The sequence below is a fragment of the Pseudomonas azerbaijanoccidentalis genome, assembly GCF_019145495.1.
Taxonomy (GTDB): Bacteria; Pseudomonadota; Gammaproteobacteria; order Pseudomonadales; family Pseudomonadaceae; genus Aquipseudomonas; species Aquipseudomonas azerbaijanoccidentalis.
This window is the reverse complement of record NZ_JAHSTU010000001.1, coordinates 363,106-379,605: the sequence shown is the minus strand read 5'-3', so window position 1 is coordinate 379,605 and position 16,500 is coordinate 363,106. Positions and strand designations below refer to the sequence as shown.

General features: G+C 57.9%; 12 protein-coding genes. 5 read left to right on the top strand and 7 right to left on the bottom strand.

Translation table 11 applies throughout. The features are described 5' to 3' along the window. Entirely contained in the window at nucleotides 1–1,152 is a 1,152-nt protein-coding gene (locus tag KVG88_RS01775) for an acyl-CoA dehydrogenase family protein (protein WP_150705305.1), read from the top strand. A gap of 92 nt (nucleotides 1,153–1,244) precedes the next feature. Here the strand turns inward: KVG88_RS01775 and KVG88_RS01770 are convergent, their stop codons facing one another. The 6 genes from KVG88_RS01770 to KVG88_RS01745 all read right to left on the bottom strand — a co-directional run bounded on the left by KVG88_RS01770 (nucleotide 1,245) and on the right by KVG88_RS01745 (nucleotide 8,149). Beyond that, nucleotides 1,245–2,018: an enoyl-CoA hydratase gene (locus KVG88_RS01770; protein ID WP_150705304.1), complete on the bottom strand. Its 774-nt coding sequence runs from the start codon at nucleotides 2,016–2,018 to the stop codon at nucleotides 1,245–1,247. Nucleotides 2,019–2,034: 16 nt separating this feature from the next. Beyond that, nucleotides 2,035–3,162, bottom strand: a complete 1,128-nt coding sequence (locus KVG88_RS01765) for an acyl-CoA dehydrogenase (RefSeq protein ID WP_217870105.1) — start codon at nucleotides 3,160–3,162, stop codon at nucleotides 2,035–2,037. A 139-nt stretch (nucleotides 3,163–3,301) separates the two neighbouring features. Then, a complete protein-coding gene (locus KVG88_RS01760; RefSeq protein WP_217870104.1) occupies nucleotides 3,302–4,495 on the bottom strand; it encodes an acetyl-CoA C-acyltransferase in 1,194 nt (397 codons plus the stop codon). Between the two features lie 12 nt (nucleotides 4,496–4,507). Then, on the bottom strand, nucleotides 4,508–5,269 hold the full coding sequence (locus KVG88_RS01755) for an SDR family NAD(P)-dependent oxidoreductase (RefSeq protein ID WP_217870103.1): 762 nt from the start codon (nucleotides 5,267–5,269) through the stop codon (nucleotides 4,508–4,510). 16 nt (nucleotides 5,270–5,285) lie between these two features. Next, nucleotides 5,286–6,950 carry an AMP-binding protein gene (locus KVG88_RS01750; protein ID WP_150705300.1) on the bottom strand — a complete coding sequence of 555 codons (1,665 nt, stop codon included), beginning with the start codon at nucleotides 6,948–6,950 and terminating at the stop codon, nucleotides 5,286–5,288. Nucleotides 6,951–7,132: 182 nt separating this feature from the next. After that, the gene (locus KVG88_RS01745) at nucleotides 7,133–8,149 is read right to left on the bottom strand and encodes an AraC family transcriptional regulator (RefSeq protein WP_217870854.1); all 1,017 of its coding nucleotides are present in this window, start codon (nucleotides 8,147–8,149) and stop codon (nucleotides 7,133–7,135) included. Nucleotides 8,150–8,387: 238 nt separating this feature from the next. Here KVG88_RS01745 and efeU point away from each other — a divergent pair, with 238 nt between their 5' ends. Genes efeU through efeO (KVG88_RS01725) form a run of 4 tightly spaced genes read left to right on the top strand, consistent with a single transcriptional unit; the run spans nucleotide 8,388 to nucleotide 12,602 of the window. Beyond that, a complete protein-coding gene (efeU, locus tag KVG88_RS01740; protein ID WP_217870102.1) occupies nucleotides 8,388–9,227 on the top strand; it encodes an iron uptake transporter permease EfeU in 840 nt (279 codons plus the stop codon). An 8-nt stretch (nucleotides 9,228–9,235) separates the two neighbouring features. Next, nucleotides 9,236–10,435: an iron uptake system protein EfeO gene (gene efeO / locus KVG88_RS01735; RefSeq protein WP_217870101.1), complete on the top strand. Its 1,200-nt coding sequence runs from the start codon at nucleotides 9,236–9,238 to the stop codon at nucleotides 10,433–10,435. Nucleotides 10,436–10,453: 18 nt separating this feature from the next. Beyond that, nucleotides 10,454–11,752: an iron uptake transporter deferrochelatase/peroxidase subunit gene (efeB, locus tag KVG88_RS01730; protein WP_217870100.1), complete on the top strand. Its 1,299-nt coding sequence runs from the start codon at nucleotides 10,454–10,456 to the stop codon at nucleotides 11,750–11,752. Nucleotides 11,753–11,777: 25 nt separating this feature from the next. Continuing rightward, a complete protein-coding gene (gene efeO / locus KVG88_RS01725; RefSeq protein WP_217870099.1) occupies nucleotides 11,778–12,602 on the top strand; it encodes an iron uptake system protein EfeO in 825 nt (274 codons plus the stop codon). Between the two features lie 107 nt (nucleotides 12,603–12,709). On the opposite strand, the gene KVG88_RS01720 is transcribed toward efeO (KVG88_RS01725), so the two are convergent. Beyond that, nucleotides 12,710–16,411 carry a hypothetical protein gene (locus KVG88_RS01720; protein ID WP_217870098.1) on the bottom strand — a complete coding sequence of 1,234 codons (3,702 nt, stop codon included), beginning with the start codon at nucleotides 16,409–16,411 and terminating at the stop codon, nucleotides 12,710–12,712. Between the last annotated feature and the right edge of the window lie 89 nt (nucleotides 16,412–16,500).

Here is a 16,500-nt window from a genome sequence, read left to right as displayed (position 1 = left end):
ATGCATGATCTCGAATTGACCGAAGAACAAGTCATGATCCGCGACATGGCCCGGGACTTTGCCCGTGGCGAAATTGCGCCTCACGCCCAGGCCTGGGAAAAGGCTGGCTGGATCGACGACGCGCTGGTGGCGAAGATGGGTGAACTAGGCCTGCTGGGCATGGTAGTCCCCGAAGAATGGGGCGGCACTTATGTCGACTACGTGGCCTATGCGTTGGCGGTAGAAGAAATCTCCGCTGGCGATGGCGCTACCGGCGCATTCATGAGCATCCACAACTCGGTGGGCTGCGGGCCGGTGATGAACTACGGCAGCGAAGAACAGAAACAAACCTGGCTGGCGGATCTGGCCAGCGGCAAGACCATCGGCTGCTTCTGCCTGACCGAACCCCAGGCTGGTTCCGAAGCGCACAACCTGCGCACCCGCGCCGAGCTGCGCGACGGCCAGTGGGTGATCAATGGCGCCAAGCAGTTCGTCAGCAATGGCAAGCGGGCGAAACTGGCAATCGTGTTTGCCGTGACCGATCCCGACTTGGGCAAGCGCGGTATCTCTGCGTTCCTGGTGCCGACCGACACCGCCGGGTTCATCGTCGATCGCACTGAACACAAGATGGGCATTCGCGCGTCTGATACCTGCGCCGTCACCCTGAACAACTGCACTATTCCCGAGGCCAATCTGCTGGGTGAACGCGGCAAAGGCCTGGCCATTGCCCTGTCCAACCTCGAAGGCGGTCGCATCGGCATCGCTGCGCAAGCATTGGGCATTGCCCGCGCCGCGTTTGAAGCGGCGTTGGCTTACTCCCGTGATCGCGTGCAGTTCGACAAACCGATCATCGAGCACCAGAGCATCGCCAACCTGCTGGCGGACATGCACATGCAATTGAACGCCGCACGGCTGATGATCCTGCATGCGGCGCGCCTGCGTACAGCGGGTAAACCGTGTCTGTCGGAGGCTTCGCAAGCCAAGCTGTTTGCCTCGGAAATGGCTGAAAAGGTCTGCTCGTCAGCGATTCAGATTCATGGCGGGTATGGGTATCTGGAAGATTACCCGGTGGAGAAATATTACCGGGATGCGCGGATTACCCAGATCTATGAAGGGTCGAGCGAGATTCAGCGGATGGTGATTGCCCGCGAACTGAAGAACTACCTGGTGTAAAAGCAAAAGATCGCAGCCTTCGGCAGCTCCTACAGGTACACACATACCCCTGTAGGAGCTGCCGAAGGCTGCGATCTTTTGATCTAACCGAATTACTTGCCTTTGAACTCAGCCTCACGCTTGGCAATAAACGCCGCCATCCCTTCCTTCTGATCCTGCGTCGCAAACGCCGCATGGAACACCCGACGCTCGAAGCGCACGCCTTCAGACAGGCTCACCTCAAAGGCCCGGTTGACGCTTTCCTTGACCATCATCGCAATCGGCAAGGACTTCTTGGCGATCAACGCAGCAACTTTCAGCGCCTCGTCCAACAGCTCATCGCTCGGCACGATCCGCGCCACGATCCCGCAACGTTCCGCTTCCACCGCATCGATCAAACGCCCGCTCAGGCACATTTCCATAGCCTTGGCTTTGCCCACGGCGCGGGTCAGTCGCTGGGTGCCGCCCATGCCCGGCAGCACGCCGAGGTTGATTTCCGGCTGGCCGAATTTGGCGTTATCGCCAGCCAAAATGAAGTCGCACATCAACGCCAGTTCACAGCCACCGCCCAGGGCGAAACCATTGACCGCCGCAATGATCGGCTTACGGCGGTTGGCCACGCGATCACTGTCGCTGAACAGGTCATCGATGTAGATCTGCGGATAGGTCAGCTCGGCCATTTCCTTGATGTCGGCGCCGGCGGCAAAAGCCTTTTTCGAGCCGGTCAGCACGATGCAGCCGATGTTCGAATCGGCTTCCAGGCCATCGAGGGCGTGGTTCAGTTCGCTGACGATCTGCGCATTCAAGGCGTTCAGCGCTTGCGGGCGATTGAGGGTGATCAGGCCAACGCGGCCGTGGGTTTCCAGCAGAATCGTTTCGTAGTTCACGGAGTGGTTCCTTCTTTCAAAGATTGCGCGAAATGACCATGCGCTGAATATCGCTGGTGCCTTCGTAGATCTGGCAGACCCGCACGTCGCGGTAGATGCGCTCCAGCGGGAAGTCGTTCAAGTAACCGTAACCGCCGAGGGTTTGCAAGGCCGAGGAACAGACCTTTTCGGCCATTTCCGAGGCGAATAGCTTGGCCATCGACGCTTCGACCAGCGCTGGCTTGCCGCTGTCACGCAGGGCGGCGGCGTAATGCACCATTTGCCGGGCCACGGCGATCTGGGTCGCCATGTCCGCCAGGCGGAACGCCACGGCCTGATGCTCGATGATCGGCTTGCCGAAACTCTCGCGTTCACGGGCGTAATCGCGCGCCGCTTCAAACGCGGCGCGCGCCATGCCCACCGATTGCGAAGCGATGCCGACGCGTCCGCCTTCAAGGTTCGCCAAGGCGATGCGGTAGCCCTCGCCCTCTTCGCCCAAGCGGTTGGCCACCGGAACTTTGACGTCCTCGAAGAGAATCTGGCAGGTGTCCGAGGCGTGTTGGCCGAGCTTGTCCTCGACCCGGGCGACTTTGTAGCCCGGCGAATCGGTGGGCACGATGAAGGCGCTTATGCCACGCTTGCCGGCATTCGGGTCGGTCACTGCAAACACAATCACAACGCCGGCGTTCTGGCCGGACGTAATGAACTGTTTACAGCCGTTGAGCACGTAGTGGTCGCCGTTCAGCTTTGCCCGGGTTTTCAAACCGCTGGCGTCGGAGCCGGCTTGCGGCTCGGTCAGCGCGAACGCACCGAGCATCGCGCCGCTGGCCAATGGCTTGAGGAAGCGTTCCTTCTGCTCATCATTGCCGTAATGCAGGATCGGCACGCAACCTACCGAGTTGTGCACGCTCATGATCGTCGAGCAAGCACCGTCACCGGCGGCGATTTCCTCCAGGGCCATGGCATAGGCCAGGTAACCGGTGTCGCAACCGCCCCACTGCTCCGGCACCAGCATGCCGAAAAAGCCCAGCTCGGCCATTTCGCCGATGGCTTCCTTGGGAAAGCGATGCTCACGGTCCCACTCGGCGGCGAACGGTTTCAACCGTTCCTCGGCAAACTGCCGGGCCATGTCGCGAATTTGTTGTTGGTCGTCATTGGGGATCATGGTGAATCCTTAAAATCGGGTACGACATGGAACAATGTGGGAGCCAGCCTGCTGGCGATGGCGTCGTGTCAGTCAAGATCCACTTTTATGACACACCGTCATCGCCAGCAGGCTGGCTCCCACAGGGGGTGGGGTTGGCTTAGTACAGGCATTCCACGGCCATGGCCGTCGCTTCACCGCCACCGATGCAGATCGCCGCAACGCCACGCTTCAAGCCTTTCTGGCGCAGGGCCGAGAGCAAGGTCACGAGGATCCGCGCGCCGGACGCACCAATCGGGTGGCCCAGGGCGCAAGCGCCGCCGTGTACGTTGAGTTTCTCGTGGGGGATTTCCAGATGGGTCATCGCGGCCATGCCGACCACGGCGAAGGCTTCGTTGACTTCCACCAGGTCCACTTCATTGAGCGACCAGCCGGTTTTCTTCATCAATTTTTTGATGGCGCCAATCGGTGCCACCGGAAACAGGCCTGGCGTATCGGCAAATGCCGCGTGGCCATGGATCACGGCCAGTGGTTTCAAACCACGCTTTTCAGCTTCAGAGCGGCGCATCAACACCAAAGCCGCCGCGCCGTCGGAGATCGAACTGGAGTTCGCCGCCGTCACGGTACCGCCGTCACGGAAAGCCGGTTTCAGCGAGGCGATCTTGTCCAGTTTGGCTTTTGGCGGCTGCTCGTCATTGCTGATCGTCACCTGTTCTTTGCCGACGGTCACGGTCAGCGGCACGATCTCGTCCTTGAAGCTGCCGTCCTTGATCGCCTGTTGCGCACGGGTGGTCGAGGCGATGGCAAAGGCGTCCTGAGCTTCGCGGCTGAAACCGTTGGTTTCGGCGCAATCCTCGGCAAAAGTGCCCATCAGGCGGCCTTTGTCGTAGGCGTCTTCCAAGCCGTCGAGGAACATCGAATCCTGAATCTTGCCGTGACCCATGCGGTAGCCGCTGCGGGCGCGGTCCAGCAGGTACGGCGCGTTGGACATGCTCTCCATGCCCCCGGCGATGACCACTTCGGCACTACCGGCGACCAGCATGTCGTGGGCCAGAATGGCTGCTTCCATGCCCGAACCGCACATTTTGTTGAGGGTGGTGCAGCGGGTCGATTTATCCAGCCCGGCGCCCAGCGCCGCCTGGCGCGCCGGGGCCTGGCCGAGGCCCGCTGGCAGTACACAACCGAACAGCACTTCATCGACGGCATCGCTGGCAACACCGGCACGTTCCACTGCGGCTTTAATCGCAGCAGCACCGAGTTGCGGTGCAGTCAGGCTTTTCAGTTCGCCCTGAAAACCACCCATCGGGGTGCGGACGGCGCTGACAATAACAATCGGATCGTTGGAAAGGTTCATGACAATTCCTCCTTATTTCGCGGCCATGCGCAAGGCACCGTCGAGACGGATCACCTCGCCATTGAGCATGCTGTTTTCAATGATATGCCGCACCAGCGACGCGTACTCGGCAGGTTTGCCCAGACGCGGTGGGAACGGTACGCCAGCCGCCAGGGAATCACGCACTTCCTGGGTCATGCCGGCCATCATCGGCGTTTCGAAAATGCCCGGGGCGATGGTCATCACGCGGATGCCGAAGCGCGCCAGTTCACGGGCGGCCGGCAAGGTCAGGCTGACGATGGCGCCTTTGGATGCCGCGTACGCCGCTTGACCGATCTGGCCGTCGTAGGCCGCAGCGGACGCGGTGTTGATGATCACCCCACGTTCGCCATCAGCGTCCGCTTCTGTCTCGGCAATCGCTGCCGAGGCCAGGCGCAGCATGTTGAAGCTGCCGATCAGGTTGACGTTGATCACCTGACTGAAGCTGGACAGCGCATGCGGACCGTTCTTGCCGAGGATCTTCTCGCCGCGCACGATCCCGGCGCAGTTGACCAACCCGTTGAGGCCGCCAAATGCCTTGACCGTCGCCTGCACCGCTGCTTCTGCCGCCGCTTCGTTGCTGATGTCCGCCACCACGCTTTGCGCGCCCAGGCGCTCGGCCTGGGCGGCAACGGCTTCGGCGTTCATGTCCACCAGCATCACTTTGGCGCCAGCCGCAACCAGCATTTCAGCGGTGGCCGCACCGAGGCCGGAAGCGCCACCGGTAACGAGAAAAACCTTGTTTTCGATCTGCATCAGTGTGTCCTTCGATTCAAGCTGAAACGTTCTTCACCGCGGCCTCTTGAGCCTTGGCGATTTCCTGGTTGCGCAAGATAAAGCGCTGCAATTTGCCGCTTGGGGTTTTCGGCAGCTCGCTGACAAATTCAATTTCACGCGGGTACGAGTGCGCCGCCAGACGCTTGCGCACGTGTTGACGCAACTCTTCGGCCAACTCGGGCGATGCGCGGTATTGCGCGCTGAGCACCACAAAGGCTTTGACCAGTTCCGTACGCTCCGGATCAGGTTTGCCGACGACGGCGGCTTCAACCACCGCCGGGTGCTCGATCAGCGCACTTTCCACATCGAACGGGCCGACGCGGTAGCCGGAAGTGGTGATCACATCGTCACTGCGGCCGACGAAGCTGATGCTGCCGTCCGGGTTCCACTCGACGGTGTCGCCACTCAGGTAATAGTCGCCGACAAAAGCTTTGGTCGGTACGCCTTCGTAACCGGCGAACCAGCACATCGGCGACTGGGTACGGTCGATGGCCAGAATGCCCGGTTGGCCAACGCCCAACTCCTTGTATTCGTCGTCGAGCACCACGATGCGATGGCCCGGCGAGGTAAAACCGGCGGCGCCCATATGGATCGGGTGTTCAAGGCCGTGATGGTTGCACAGCACCATGCCCAGTTCGGTCTGGCCGTAATGGTCATGAATGACCACGTCGAGGTTATCGGCGAACCAGCGGATGACTTCCGGGTTCAGCGGCTCACCGGCACTGCTGACGATGCGCAGCTTGCCCTTGATCGATTTGGCGAACTCGTCACCACCGGCAATCAACAGGCGATAAGCCGTTGGCGAGCCGGTCAGATTGGTGATCCCGTATTTGTTGATCACCCGGCAGGTGCTTTCGAGGGTGAACGGGCCATCGTAGAACGTGATCGGGTGCCCCATCGACATCGGCCCGGTCACACCGAAATAGATGCCGTAGGCCCAACCCGGATCGGCCACGTTCCAGAACGCGTCTTCCGGTCGCAGATCCACGGCATCGCGGGTGTAGCTCTGGAAGGCGACGATGGCCTTGAGCGGCACAGACAGAGCTTTCGACGGGCCGGTAGTGCCCGAGGTGAACATCAACAGGAACGGGTCTTCACCGGTCAGCATCACCGGTTCGCAGTGGTTGGAATAGTTGGCCAGTTCGGCCCAAAAACTGAAATCACCCTGAACGATGCCTTGGCCTTTTGGGCCACCGACGGTGACGATGGTCGGGCAATCGGCGACTTCGGCGAGTTTCGAGCGGTTGCCTGCATCGGTCACCACGACTTTGGCGCCGGAGCAGCCAAGGCGATGCTCGATGGCTTTGGGGCCGAAGGCCGTGAACAACGGTTGATAGACCGCGCCGATGCGCCAGGTGGCGAACACGGTGATGAGCAATTCGATGTTACGAGGCAACAGGCCGGCAACTTTGTCGCCTTTTTTCACGCCCTGGGCCAACAGGAAATTGGCAAAGCGCGCGGCTTTGTCTTGCAGGTCGGTGAAGGTGTACGTGGCGCTGGCGCCGTCGCGTCCTTCCCAGAACAGTGCGATCCGGCCGGGCAACGCATGCCGGTCGCAACACTCGACGCAGGCGTTGAGGGCCGTCAGATCACCCGCGAGCGCGGCGTCGACGGTGTGCTGATAATTGAACTGTGAAACGGCAGACAAGTAATCGCGCATTGCCAGAATCCCTCTATGTTTTTTATTGGTTGGGGGAACCGTAAACAACAGGGAAATACTCGCTCCGCGCGGGGCGTCGGGCAATGGTCAAAGTTATCAAGTTGTCTGACTGGTTTGGCCAAGATTTGAGAGGTGTGGCGCCTGAATGGACGCTTTCGCGAGCAATCAATATAAAATCCGGATCAGTCAGCCTCGTTAAGAATCAAACTCCGGTAATGCCCCGGATTCGACCCCGACCACTTGCGAAACGCCTTGTAGAACGAACTCGCATCGGCAAACCCCAACCGTGTGGCGATGTCGGCGAAGCTGATGCTCGGTTCGGCCAGCCAGACAATCGCCAGTTCCTTGCGCACGCTGTCCTTGAGCCCTTGATACGTCTGGCCTTCCTCGGACAGGCGTCGACGCAGGGTCGAAGCCGACATGCACAGGCGTTGCGCCAGGGCTTCGGTTTCTGGCCACTGTTCGGCGGGCAGTTGCCGCAGGTCGTGCTTGATGCGGTTGGCCAGGCTTTGGGGATCGCGATATTTCACCAGAATGTTCGCCGGCGCATGGGCCAGGAAGCGCTTGAGTTCTTCCGCGGTACGCTTGATCGGTAAGTCCAGGCAATCGGCGGAGAAAATCATCCGCGTGCGTGGCCGGTCGAAGCGCAGGTTTTCGGAAAACATCACCTGATAATCGTCGCAAAAATCTGGCGGCGGGCAGCGCAGTTCGATGGCCAGAATGGGAATGCGTCGCCCCGCCAGCCAGCAGGCCACGCCGTGCACGATCATCCAGTAGGTGAAATAGGTGAAGGCGCGACGCGGGTCGTTGTCGTCCTCCTGCAACACGATTTCCGCCAGGCTTTGTTGTCGAACCAGTTCGGCGGGCATGCGTTCGAGCATCAATGACAGAAAGCCCAGGCCGCTGGTCAAGCCTGCTGCCACGCTCGGCTGGGTCATGGCACAACGGCACAGAAACTCGAAGCTGCCGACCTTGAGCTTGCGCGGGTCCATGCCGAAAAATTCATCGTCGCCACGCCGGGCCAGCAGGCGCCAGAGTCGCGCGTAGGCCGTGGCCGGAACGCGCGCGTCACTGCTGTTCAACAGCGAAGGATCAATGCCGACTTTGTGCAACACCTCATCGGTGACCGCGCCCGGGGCGCAACTTTGCAACAGCGCTTCACGCACCAGTTGAATGGAGATCGTGTCTTTTTCCGACATTGAGCGCGGCAAGCCCTGTTCTTGTTTGAGTGGTGGGCATATTAGCGCAGCCAAGATCAAAAGATCGCAGCCTTCGGCAGCTCCTACATTGCAATGCGATTCCCTGTAAGAGCTGCCGAAGGCTGCGATCTTTTGATTTGTTCAGCTTACGTTCAGGTAATTGTCAATCACTCCCATATGGGAATGAGTGTCATTATGTTACAACTTAGCACCCTATCTAACTCCGAGACGGTGCTGAATGCTGGTTCCTTTCCTGATCATGCTGCGCGAAGGTATCGAGGCCGCGTTGATCGTTGGCATCATCGCCAGCTATCTCAAACAGACCGGCCGCGGCCAGTGGATGCCGGCGGTGTGGATCGGCGTATTTCTCGCCGCCGCGCTGGCCTTGCTGGTGGGCGGCGGTCTGGAGTTGGTCAGCGCCGAATTCCCGCAAAAACAACAGGAACTGTTTGAAGGCGTGGTCGGCCTGGTGGCCGTGGGCATCTTGAGTTCCATGGTGTTCTGGATGCGCAAAGTGGCGCGTTCAATCAAGCATTCGCTGCATGAATCCCTTGATCAAGCACTGACCGGCTCCAGACACCAGGTGACCGCACTGATCGCCATGGTGTTTTTCGCCGTGGCGCGGGAAAGCCTGGAAACGGTGTTCTTCCTGCTCGCCGTGTTCCAACAAAGCGAAGGCCCGGCCGCGCCTATCGGCGCCCTGCTCGGCCTGATCCTGGCAATCATCGTTGGCTTCCTGATCTACACCGGCAGCATGCGCCTGAACCTCGGCGCGTTTTTTCGCTGGACCGGCCTGTTCATCCTCGTGGTGGCCGCCGGAATCCTCGCCAACTCCGTGCAGGCGCTGCATGAGGCCGGCGTGTGGAATCACCTGCAAACCGTGCTCTTCGACATCAGCGCGACGCTGCCGATGGACGGCCCGCTGGGCTCGGTGCTGGCCGGCATGTTCGGTTACCAGGACGCGCCAACCGTCAGCACCCTAGGCGCTTATCTGATGTACCTGGCGGTCGCGCTGGTGATGTTTTTCCTTCCGGCCCCTGCCCCGTCCAAACAGTCTTCTTCCGTTTCCAGCCAGTAAGGGCACCCATGGCAAATCAACCTACTTCCCAGGCTTCCCCTCCCCGCGCCCTACGCTGGGCGGTGGCCGGTTCGGTGATCGTGATGATCGCCGCCGGTGGCCTGTTCTACTACGCCTCGAAAATGGCAGCGGCCAAGCGTCAGGCCAATCACGACGAAGTATTGGTGACAATTCACCCGCACAGCTGCGAACCGAATGCCCTGACGGTGCCGGCCGGTCGCGCCAGTTTCCGCATCGTCAACCGCTCGGACCGGGCCGTTGAATGGGAAATCCTCGACGGCGTTCTGGTGATCGAAGAGCGCGAGAACATCGCGCCCGGGCTCAGTCAGGTAATCAACGCCAACCTGCTGCCCGGCGACTACACCATCACTTGCGGCCTGTTGAGTAATCCGCACGGTACGCTGCACGTCACGCCGACAGCGGCTTCCGATGCCGCGGCAAAAGCCCGGCCGTCGATGGTCGCGTTTGTCGGGCCATTGTCGGAGTTTCGCGTGTACCTGAGCAGCCAGGGCACGGCGTTGATCAAAGCCGTCACCGCCCTTGATCAAGCCATCGAAGCCGGCGACTTGAGCCAGGCACAAGCCTTGTACCTGCCGGCCCGCACGGCCTATCAACGACTGGCGCCCGCGGCCCAGCGCCTGGCCGAACTGGACAACGCCATCAACGCCCGCGCCGATTACTTCGAGAAACGCGAACAGGATGCGGACTTCAGCGGTTTCCATCGCCTCGAATTTGCGCTGTTCCAGCAACGCAACCTGGAGGGATTGGCGCCGGTCGCCCAGCGCCTGCTCGCCGATGTCACCACACTCAAGCAACAGCTGTTGGCCCTAACGCTGCCACCGGAACAACTGGTGAGCATCGTCGTGCGCAACCTCAACACCCTCGGTGACGTCCGTGCCGCCAGCGGTGAAGAGGAACGCTACAGCCACATCGACCTGAACGGTTTTGCCGGCAACCTCGACGCCGCACGCAAAGTCGTCGAACTGTTGCGCCCGTTGTTGACCAAATCCGCCGCCGAACTGCTGCCGACCATCGACACGGCGCTCAATGCATTCGATACCGAGCTCAATGGCTTCAAGGTCAACGACGGTTACGCCAGCTACGACAGCGTCAGCGCCGAACAGCGCAAACAGATCGCCGACAAAGCCAAGGCCCTCGCCGACGCGCTCGATGGCATTGATCCCGCCCTTGGCCTCTCCGGCCTGTAAGCAGAAGACCTTTTTCCGATGAACGATTCAGAGCCATTCAACCTTCAACGTCGCCGGGTACTGATGGGCATGGGCGCCGCCGGTGTCGCCCTGGCCGGTACGGCACTGAGCTGCCCCGCCATGGCCGCCAGCCCTGCACAGGTCACCGAAGCGCCACGTAGCGACAAAACCCAGGACCGCCACGACTATCACGGCAAACACCAGAGCGGCATCGTCACCCCGCGCCCGGCGTCCGGCATGTTGGTGTCGTTCGATGTACTGGCCAGCAACCGCGAAGACCTGGAGCGCCTGTTCCGCACCCTCAACGAGCGCATCGCCTTCCTGATGAAGGGTGGCCCGGTCACTCAGATCGACCCGAAATTGCCACCGGTGGATTCGGGGATTCTCGGCCCCGTCGTCACCCCGGATAACCTGACCATCACCGTGTCGGTCGGCGAGTCGCTGTTCGACGAGCGCTTCGGACTGGCCGACGCCAAGCCCAAGCGCCTGATCCGCATGGTCGGTTTCCCCAACGATGCGCTCGAAGCCGATTGCTGCCACGGCGACCTGAGCCTGCAGTTCTGCTCGAACACCACCGACACCAACATCCACGCGCTGCGCGACATCGTGAAAAACCTGCCGGACCTGTTGCTGGTGCGCTGGAAACAGGAAGGCAGCGTGCCGCCCCAGGCTCCGGCGAAACCGGGCGTACCGGCGCAGAGCGCCCGCAATTTCCTGGGTTTTCGCGACGGTTCGGCCAACCCCGACTCCAACGACGCCAAGGCGATGGACAGCATTGTCTGGGTCCAGCCCAACAGTGACGAACCGGCTTGGGCCGTCAACGGCAGCTATCAAGCCGTGCGGATCATCCGCAACTTCGTCGAGCGCTGGGACCGCACGCCGTTGCAGGAACAGGAAAGCATCCTCGGCCGAATCAAAAGCAGCGGCGCCCCCATGGGTGGTGCGCACGAAACCGAAGTGCCCGATTACGCCAAGGACCCCGAGGGCAAACTGACCAAGCTCGACGCACACATCCGCCTGGCCAACCCGCGCACCGCCGCGACCCAGGCCAACCTGATCCTGCGCCGGCCGTTCAACTATTCCAACGGCGTCAACAAGAACGGCCAACTCGACATGGGCCTGCTGTTCATCTGTTACCAGGCGGACCTGGAGAAAGGCTTCATCACCGTGCAAACCCGCCTCAATGGCGAGCCGCTGGAGGAATACCTCAAGCCGGTCGGCGGTGGTTACTTCTTCACCCTGCCCGGCGTGACGGGCGATCAGGATTTCATCGGTCGTTCGCTGCTGGCTGCCACACAACCTACAAAAACCACATAAAACACCCACAACACGGAGCCGTCCCATGAAAAAGTCGCCATTGGCGCTAATGCTGACCCTAGGTTTGCTCAACACCCCGTTGTCGGCTTTCGCGGCCACGGCGCCGCTGGAGTTGGTGCAGCCGATTTCCGACTACAAGATTTACGTCACCGAGCAACTCGATGAACTGGCCAGCCACACCCAGCAGTTCACCGACGCAGTGAAAAAAGGTGACTTGGCCACCGCGAAAAAACTCTACGCACCGACCCGCGTTTACTACGAATCAATCGAACCGATTGCCGAGCTGTTCAGCGACCTCGATGCCTCCATCGACTCCCGGGTCGACGACCACGAAAAAGGCGTGAAGTCCGAAGACTTCACCGGTTTCCACCGCATTGAGTACTCGTTGTTTTCGCAAAACAGCACCCAAGGCCTGGGCGAACTGGCCGACGGCTTGAACAAAGACGTCAAAGACCTGCAAACCCGCGTGGCTGGCCTGACCTTTCCGCCAGAGAAAGTCGTCGGCGGCGCTGCGGCACTGCTCGAAGAAGTCGCGGCGACCAAGATTTCCGGTGAAGAAGATCGCTACAGCCACACCGACCTGTACGACTTCCAGGGCAACATCGACGGCGCGAAGAAAATCGTCGACCTGTTCCGTCCGCAGATCGAGAAGCAGGACGCGGCCTTCGTCTCCAAAGTCGACAAGAACTTCACCACGGTCAACACCATTCTGGCCAAGTACAAGACCAAAGACGGCGGTTTCGAGACCTACGACAAAGTGAAGGAAAACGACCGCAAGGCGCTGGTCGGGCCGGTGAATACACTGGCGGAGGATTTGTCGACGTTGCGGGGCAAGCTCGGCTTAAACTGAGTTTTATGGCGCTTGAGACGGCGCTGTAAACACCGTCTCAAGCGCCTATGGGACTGCGGTGCAATTCAATATTCGCCGCAGCTCCACCGCTTCACTCATTGCACTGGTTAAGCGTTTGCAACTGGCGTCGCAAGGAAGCCAACCAGCGCGCGTCCAAACGGATTGCCCTCATCATTGATCGAGTACCATTTGCCGTTTGCTTGCACGGCTATAGTAGTTTCACCGTTTAGCGTTCCTTCAACCCGCTCAACAGCATTACCCACGCGCTGGGGTAACTTGGCACCTGCCGCCTCGCCGACAACTCCTCCAAAAAAGCACCTGAGCTTTTCCAGACATGTGCGCATACGCTCGATCCCGGCTGTAGCGATGCCGAACGCACCACTCCTGAACATCTTGTTTAAAGCCCCAATCCCTCTTGCTCCGCCGACGGCCAAATCAAGAACGCCATCCAGTGGGTTGACAGCCGCGACAAGTGTACTTGCACCGATTTTAATGACCTGGAATGCCTTCACCCGAAGGGGAGCGAAGGTTCTGATTACTCGCGTAATTTTGCTCACCCCACCCGCCAAACCGCTCAGGCCTCCCAACAGGTCCAGAGCGCACCCGAACCCACCGTTGATAATGCGGATTCGATCACCCGAACGTAAATCCTCTACACAGCCAACGAAGGGAATTAAATTAACTAAAAACGTCTGGACATTGTTCCAATAGGCTTGATTTGCTTCTTCCGTAGTTTCCCCCATGCCCTTTTTGAACAAGAATTCCCGCTCGCCTTGTAAAAGATTGCCATTGACAACTCTGTCGACAATGTTGGCTATCCTGTTCGAGGAATAACTATCGAGGCTCACTTCCAAGCGTTCATCTCTGTGAAAACCACTGCCAGGCAGACTGCGACCTAAATTTTCGATAATGATTTTTTTTGATTTTGCGCCAACTATCGGTTCTGAACCCGTTGAATAGGCAGAGAAATCAAACGGCAATTCGGTCCCGCGCTGTGTGGGGTCGTTTACGGTACCTCTTCCCACCCTTGTAGTCATGCGCTGCATTTCTCCATCAAGCGGTAATTCCTTCTCCAAATCCATACGCTTGACAATTTTCATCAATCCGGGAAACACTTCGAAATAGACAATTTTTTGTTGAAATTCACTGCGTAACAATGTTCCTTGCCTTCCTCGCAGCGCTGCGCGGTCTTCAGTTGTCTCTTCCGCTTTTGGCTTATTTGACTCCTCACGCAGAGTAAAGAATTTAATTTCACCATGCTCAAGTTGCTGGCGATCCTCTAGAGGCAATTTCGATATCAGATACTTTAATGAAGTTAAATAGGCATCCTTACGGGCATTCAAAAATTTATCTACAGAATCAGGATAAGCGCTTTCCAGATTCGGCAGGCCGTTACTGAGCGCATCAAAACGTTGATGATCCACGGTACCATCATCATCGCACAATTCCCATCTCATAGCGAAAAGCCTCCTATCCATGTAGGCTTCAACGAAATTTGTCCTGGAAGCGTCATAACTAATATTGTGTTCAAAATCGCCTCGCTCCTGAATCATCAATTCTTCGATCTCTGCCTCGGTGAACTCTGGTAAAAATTTAGCAAGCTCCTTTACCGCCAAATCCTTTCGTGTCGGCGGTTCATGCCTAAAACTGTCAATAGCCCGCGCAAGATCAGCTCTTTGCGTTGCAAATTTGGCGTTGGCTGTAAAATAGTCATCGGATGAATGCCCGAACTCATAACCTCCAACAACCGCACCGCTCATTACACCCCACGCCAGAATAATATCGAGTGAAATAGTCTGGAATAATTGTTGTTGTGCATCTGAAGTTGGCGTTAGCAATGCAAGCGCCATTAATTGCTCCATGGTCATTGCACGTGAACGACCGGGTTCAGTGAGTTCGGCAATCCCCGCCCCCAAGCGCAAAACCATCCATTGCGTTGAGCCGAGTTGAATTGATTCATTAATGTTCAGGGTTAGAAACTCTGGAGCGGCGTCGATGAGAAACAGGTGCGCGATCAGAGGCGCCACTTCTGGGCTCACTGACATCCTCTTGACCAAGTACTGTTCCATATCCTCGCGCACATCCTTCAGATCACGTCCCAGGTTTTTCTGCTGATAGACGTTGTAACCGGCAATGCTCCCCGGCTTACCTGAAGTCTCCAAATGAACCTCCAGTTTTATGGCAGCCAATAACAGTTGATTGCGGAGGTCTTGAGAAACGGTTTGCCCATCAGTCGCACCGTACCATTCGAGTTTCTTCAGTATTTCCTGCGACCACTCGGCCGCTCGCTCGGTTTTCAGCATCTGTTGCAGCAGTTTCTCTGCGTTGTTACGCCGGTACTCGACAGATTTATTGAGGAGCAAGTCACCGCCCAATGCATCAATAATCGAACCGGCACCTTTGAGAAGAGTCCTGGATAGTTCCTTTACGTTAGTTCTATCTTGCGGAGTAAATACACCCGGCGACAAGGACGCTTCCAATAATTTACTGCCGCAATCCCCCAGCGGCATGGTCGGCGGTAAAGACGTTTTCAGCCATCGAATAATATTGCGCACCTCACCGACCGTTTTGAATGAACCCATTTCACTGAAATTGAGTATCTGGTGCAGGTCTATGGCCCCATCCGAGTAAAGAGCATTACCCGTGTCTTTGACGCGTTCAAGAAGATCGTTGAAGGGTTGAATTAAATTACTTTCTTCCATGACATTTTCAGTGAAGTCATCCCAAACGGTCGAGCGCCAAAAAATTTCAAATTTTCCTTCGCTTATCCTGAACGGGACGGTTTCAAGGTCCAGTCCGTAAGACTCTAAAATTACTACCATTTCCGGTAAGTTAAGAAAATCCCACAGATGCTGAACGGTATTCAGGCATTTATCCTCCAATGGAGAAAGGATGGCCTCCTCTTTGAATTTTCCTGAGAAGGAAAGAGGTGTGTCGTCAGTCAAGTTCTCTACACTTTTTTCCAGCTCACTGATCAGTTGAGCGCGCGATTTCTCGCTATTGATCAGTTGCTGCGCCCTATCCAGTGCGTCGTCTCGCCGCGTGGGATTAAATGCAGGCCAGCCGTCACGTTGCAACTTGTTACCAAGTGCACTCCCTTCTTCGGATGAACCAGGGGGCGTCAGGTCGTAAAAATGGAGAATGACGTCACAGGGTAGAGTGTCAAGTTCATCACTCATGTAGGGTAAACCTAGTTCCGCAGGATCAAGTGCCTGCGCGACAGCTCGCACCTGAGCAGAGACCTGCCACCACCCCGACTCGTCCCATAAGCCAAATTCCTGGCTACTGCTCACACCGTTGAAGGTGACATTGCCAGTCACTGATTCCTTGCCAATACGCACGGTGTTCAGATCGAGGCCTTTTGATTCGAACCACGCCACGACGTCGGGGGCCTGCAAGGCGCTCTTGTAAAGTTCTATGGGCACATGCATTGAAGTGACTGGGGGTACAGGGACTGAAAGTTTTGGATCGAACATCAGCTGTATGTTGACTGCGGCTTGCAAGTCGAGATCAGCTTGCAGAACGGGATCTTCACCCGAGGCCGCTATCAGCGCCGCACTCTGCTCCCCGGCTTCTCGTTTTATACGCTTAACGACTTCGTTGGTCCGTTCACCGTTGACCTGTAACTGCACAACATTGCTATTTACAGGCGTTGAAGTAGAGCCATGACCACCATTAAGGATGAGGTCATGTGAGCGATTTTGACTTACCACGACACTCTCGCCCACCTTGTTTACAGATGGGCGCGTGGGAGTTGAAGCAGCAAAAGCACGGGAGCTTGTGGCGCTGGAGGTGGAAGGTATAGGCAATTTAGTTCCTTATTATTTTGACGTACCACTTCAACCTAAGTGGCCCGCCCAAAAGGAACTATAAAAAAGCGCTCTGCCTCAAAACATTT

Coding starts and splice junctions, on each gene's coding strand:
- KVG88_RS01745 (WP_217870854.1), bottom strand. CDS start 8,149: ATGTCGGAAAAAGACACGATCTCCATTCAACTGGTGCGTGAAGCGCTG.
- KVG88_RS01765 (WP_217870105.1), bottom strand. CDS start 3,162: ATGATCCCCAATGACGACCAACAACAAATTCGCGACATGGCCCGGCAG.
- efeU (WP_217870102.1), top strand. CDS start 8,388: ATGCTGGTTCCTTTCCTGATCATGCTGCGCGAAGGTATCGAGGCCGCG.
- efeB (WP_217870100.1), top strand. CDS start 10,454: ATGAACGATTCAGAGCCATTCAACCTTCAACGTCGCCGGGTACTGATG.
- KVG88_RS01760 (WP_217870104.1), bottom strand. CDS start 4,495: ATGAACCTTTCCAACGATCCGATTGTTATTGTCAGCGCCGTCCGCACC.
- KVG88_RS01775 (WP_150705305.1), top strand. CDS start 1: ATGCATGATCTCGAATTGACCGAAGAACAAGTCATGATCCGCGACATG.
- efeO (WP_217870101.1), top strand. CDS start 9,236: ATGGCAAATCAACCTACTTCCCAGGCTTCCCCTCCCCGCGCCCTACGC.
- efeO (WP_217870099.1), top strand. CDS start 11,778: ATGAAAAAGTCGCCATTGGCGCTAATGCTGACCCTAGGTTTGCTCAAC.
- KVG88_RS01750 (WP_150705300.1), bottom strand. CDS start 6,950: ATGCGCGATTACTTGTCTGCCGTTTCACAGTTCAATTATCAGCACACC.
- KVG88_RS01755 (WP_217870103.1), bottom strand. CDS start 5,269: ATGCAGATCGAAAACAAGGTTTTTCTCGTTACCGGTGGCGCTTCCGGC.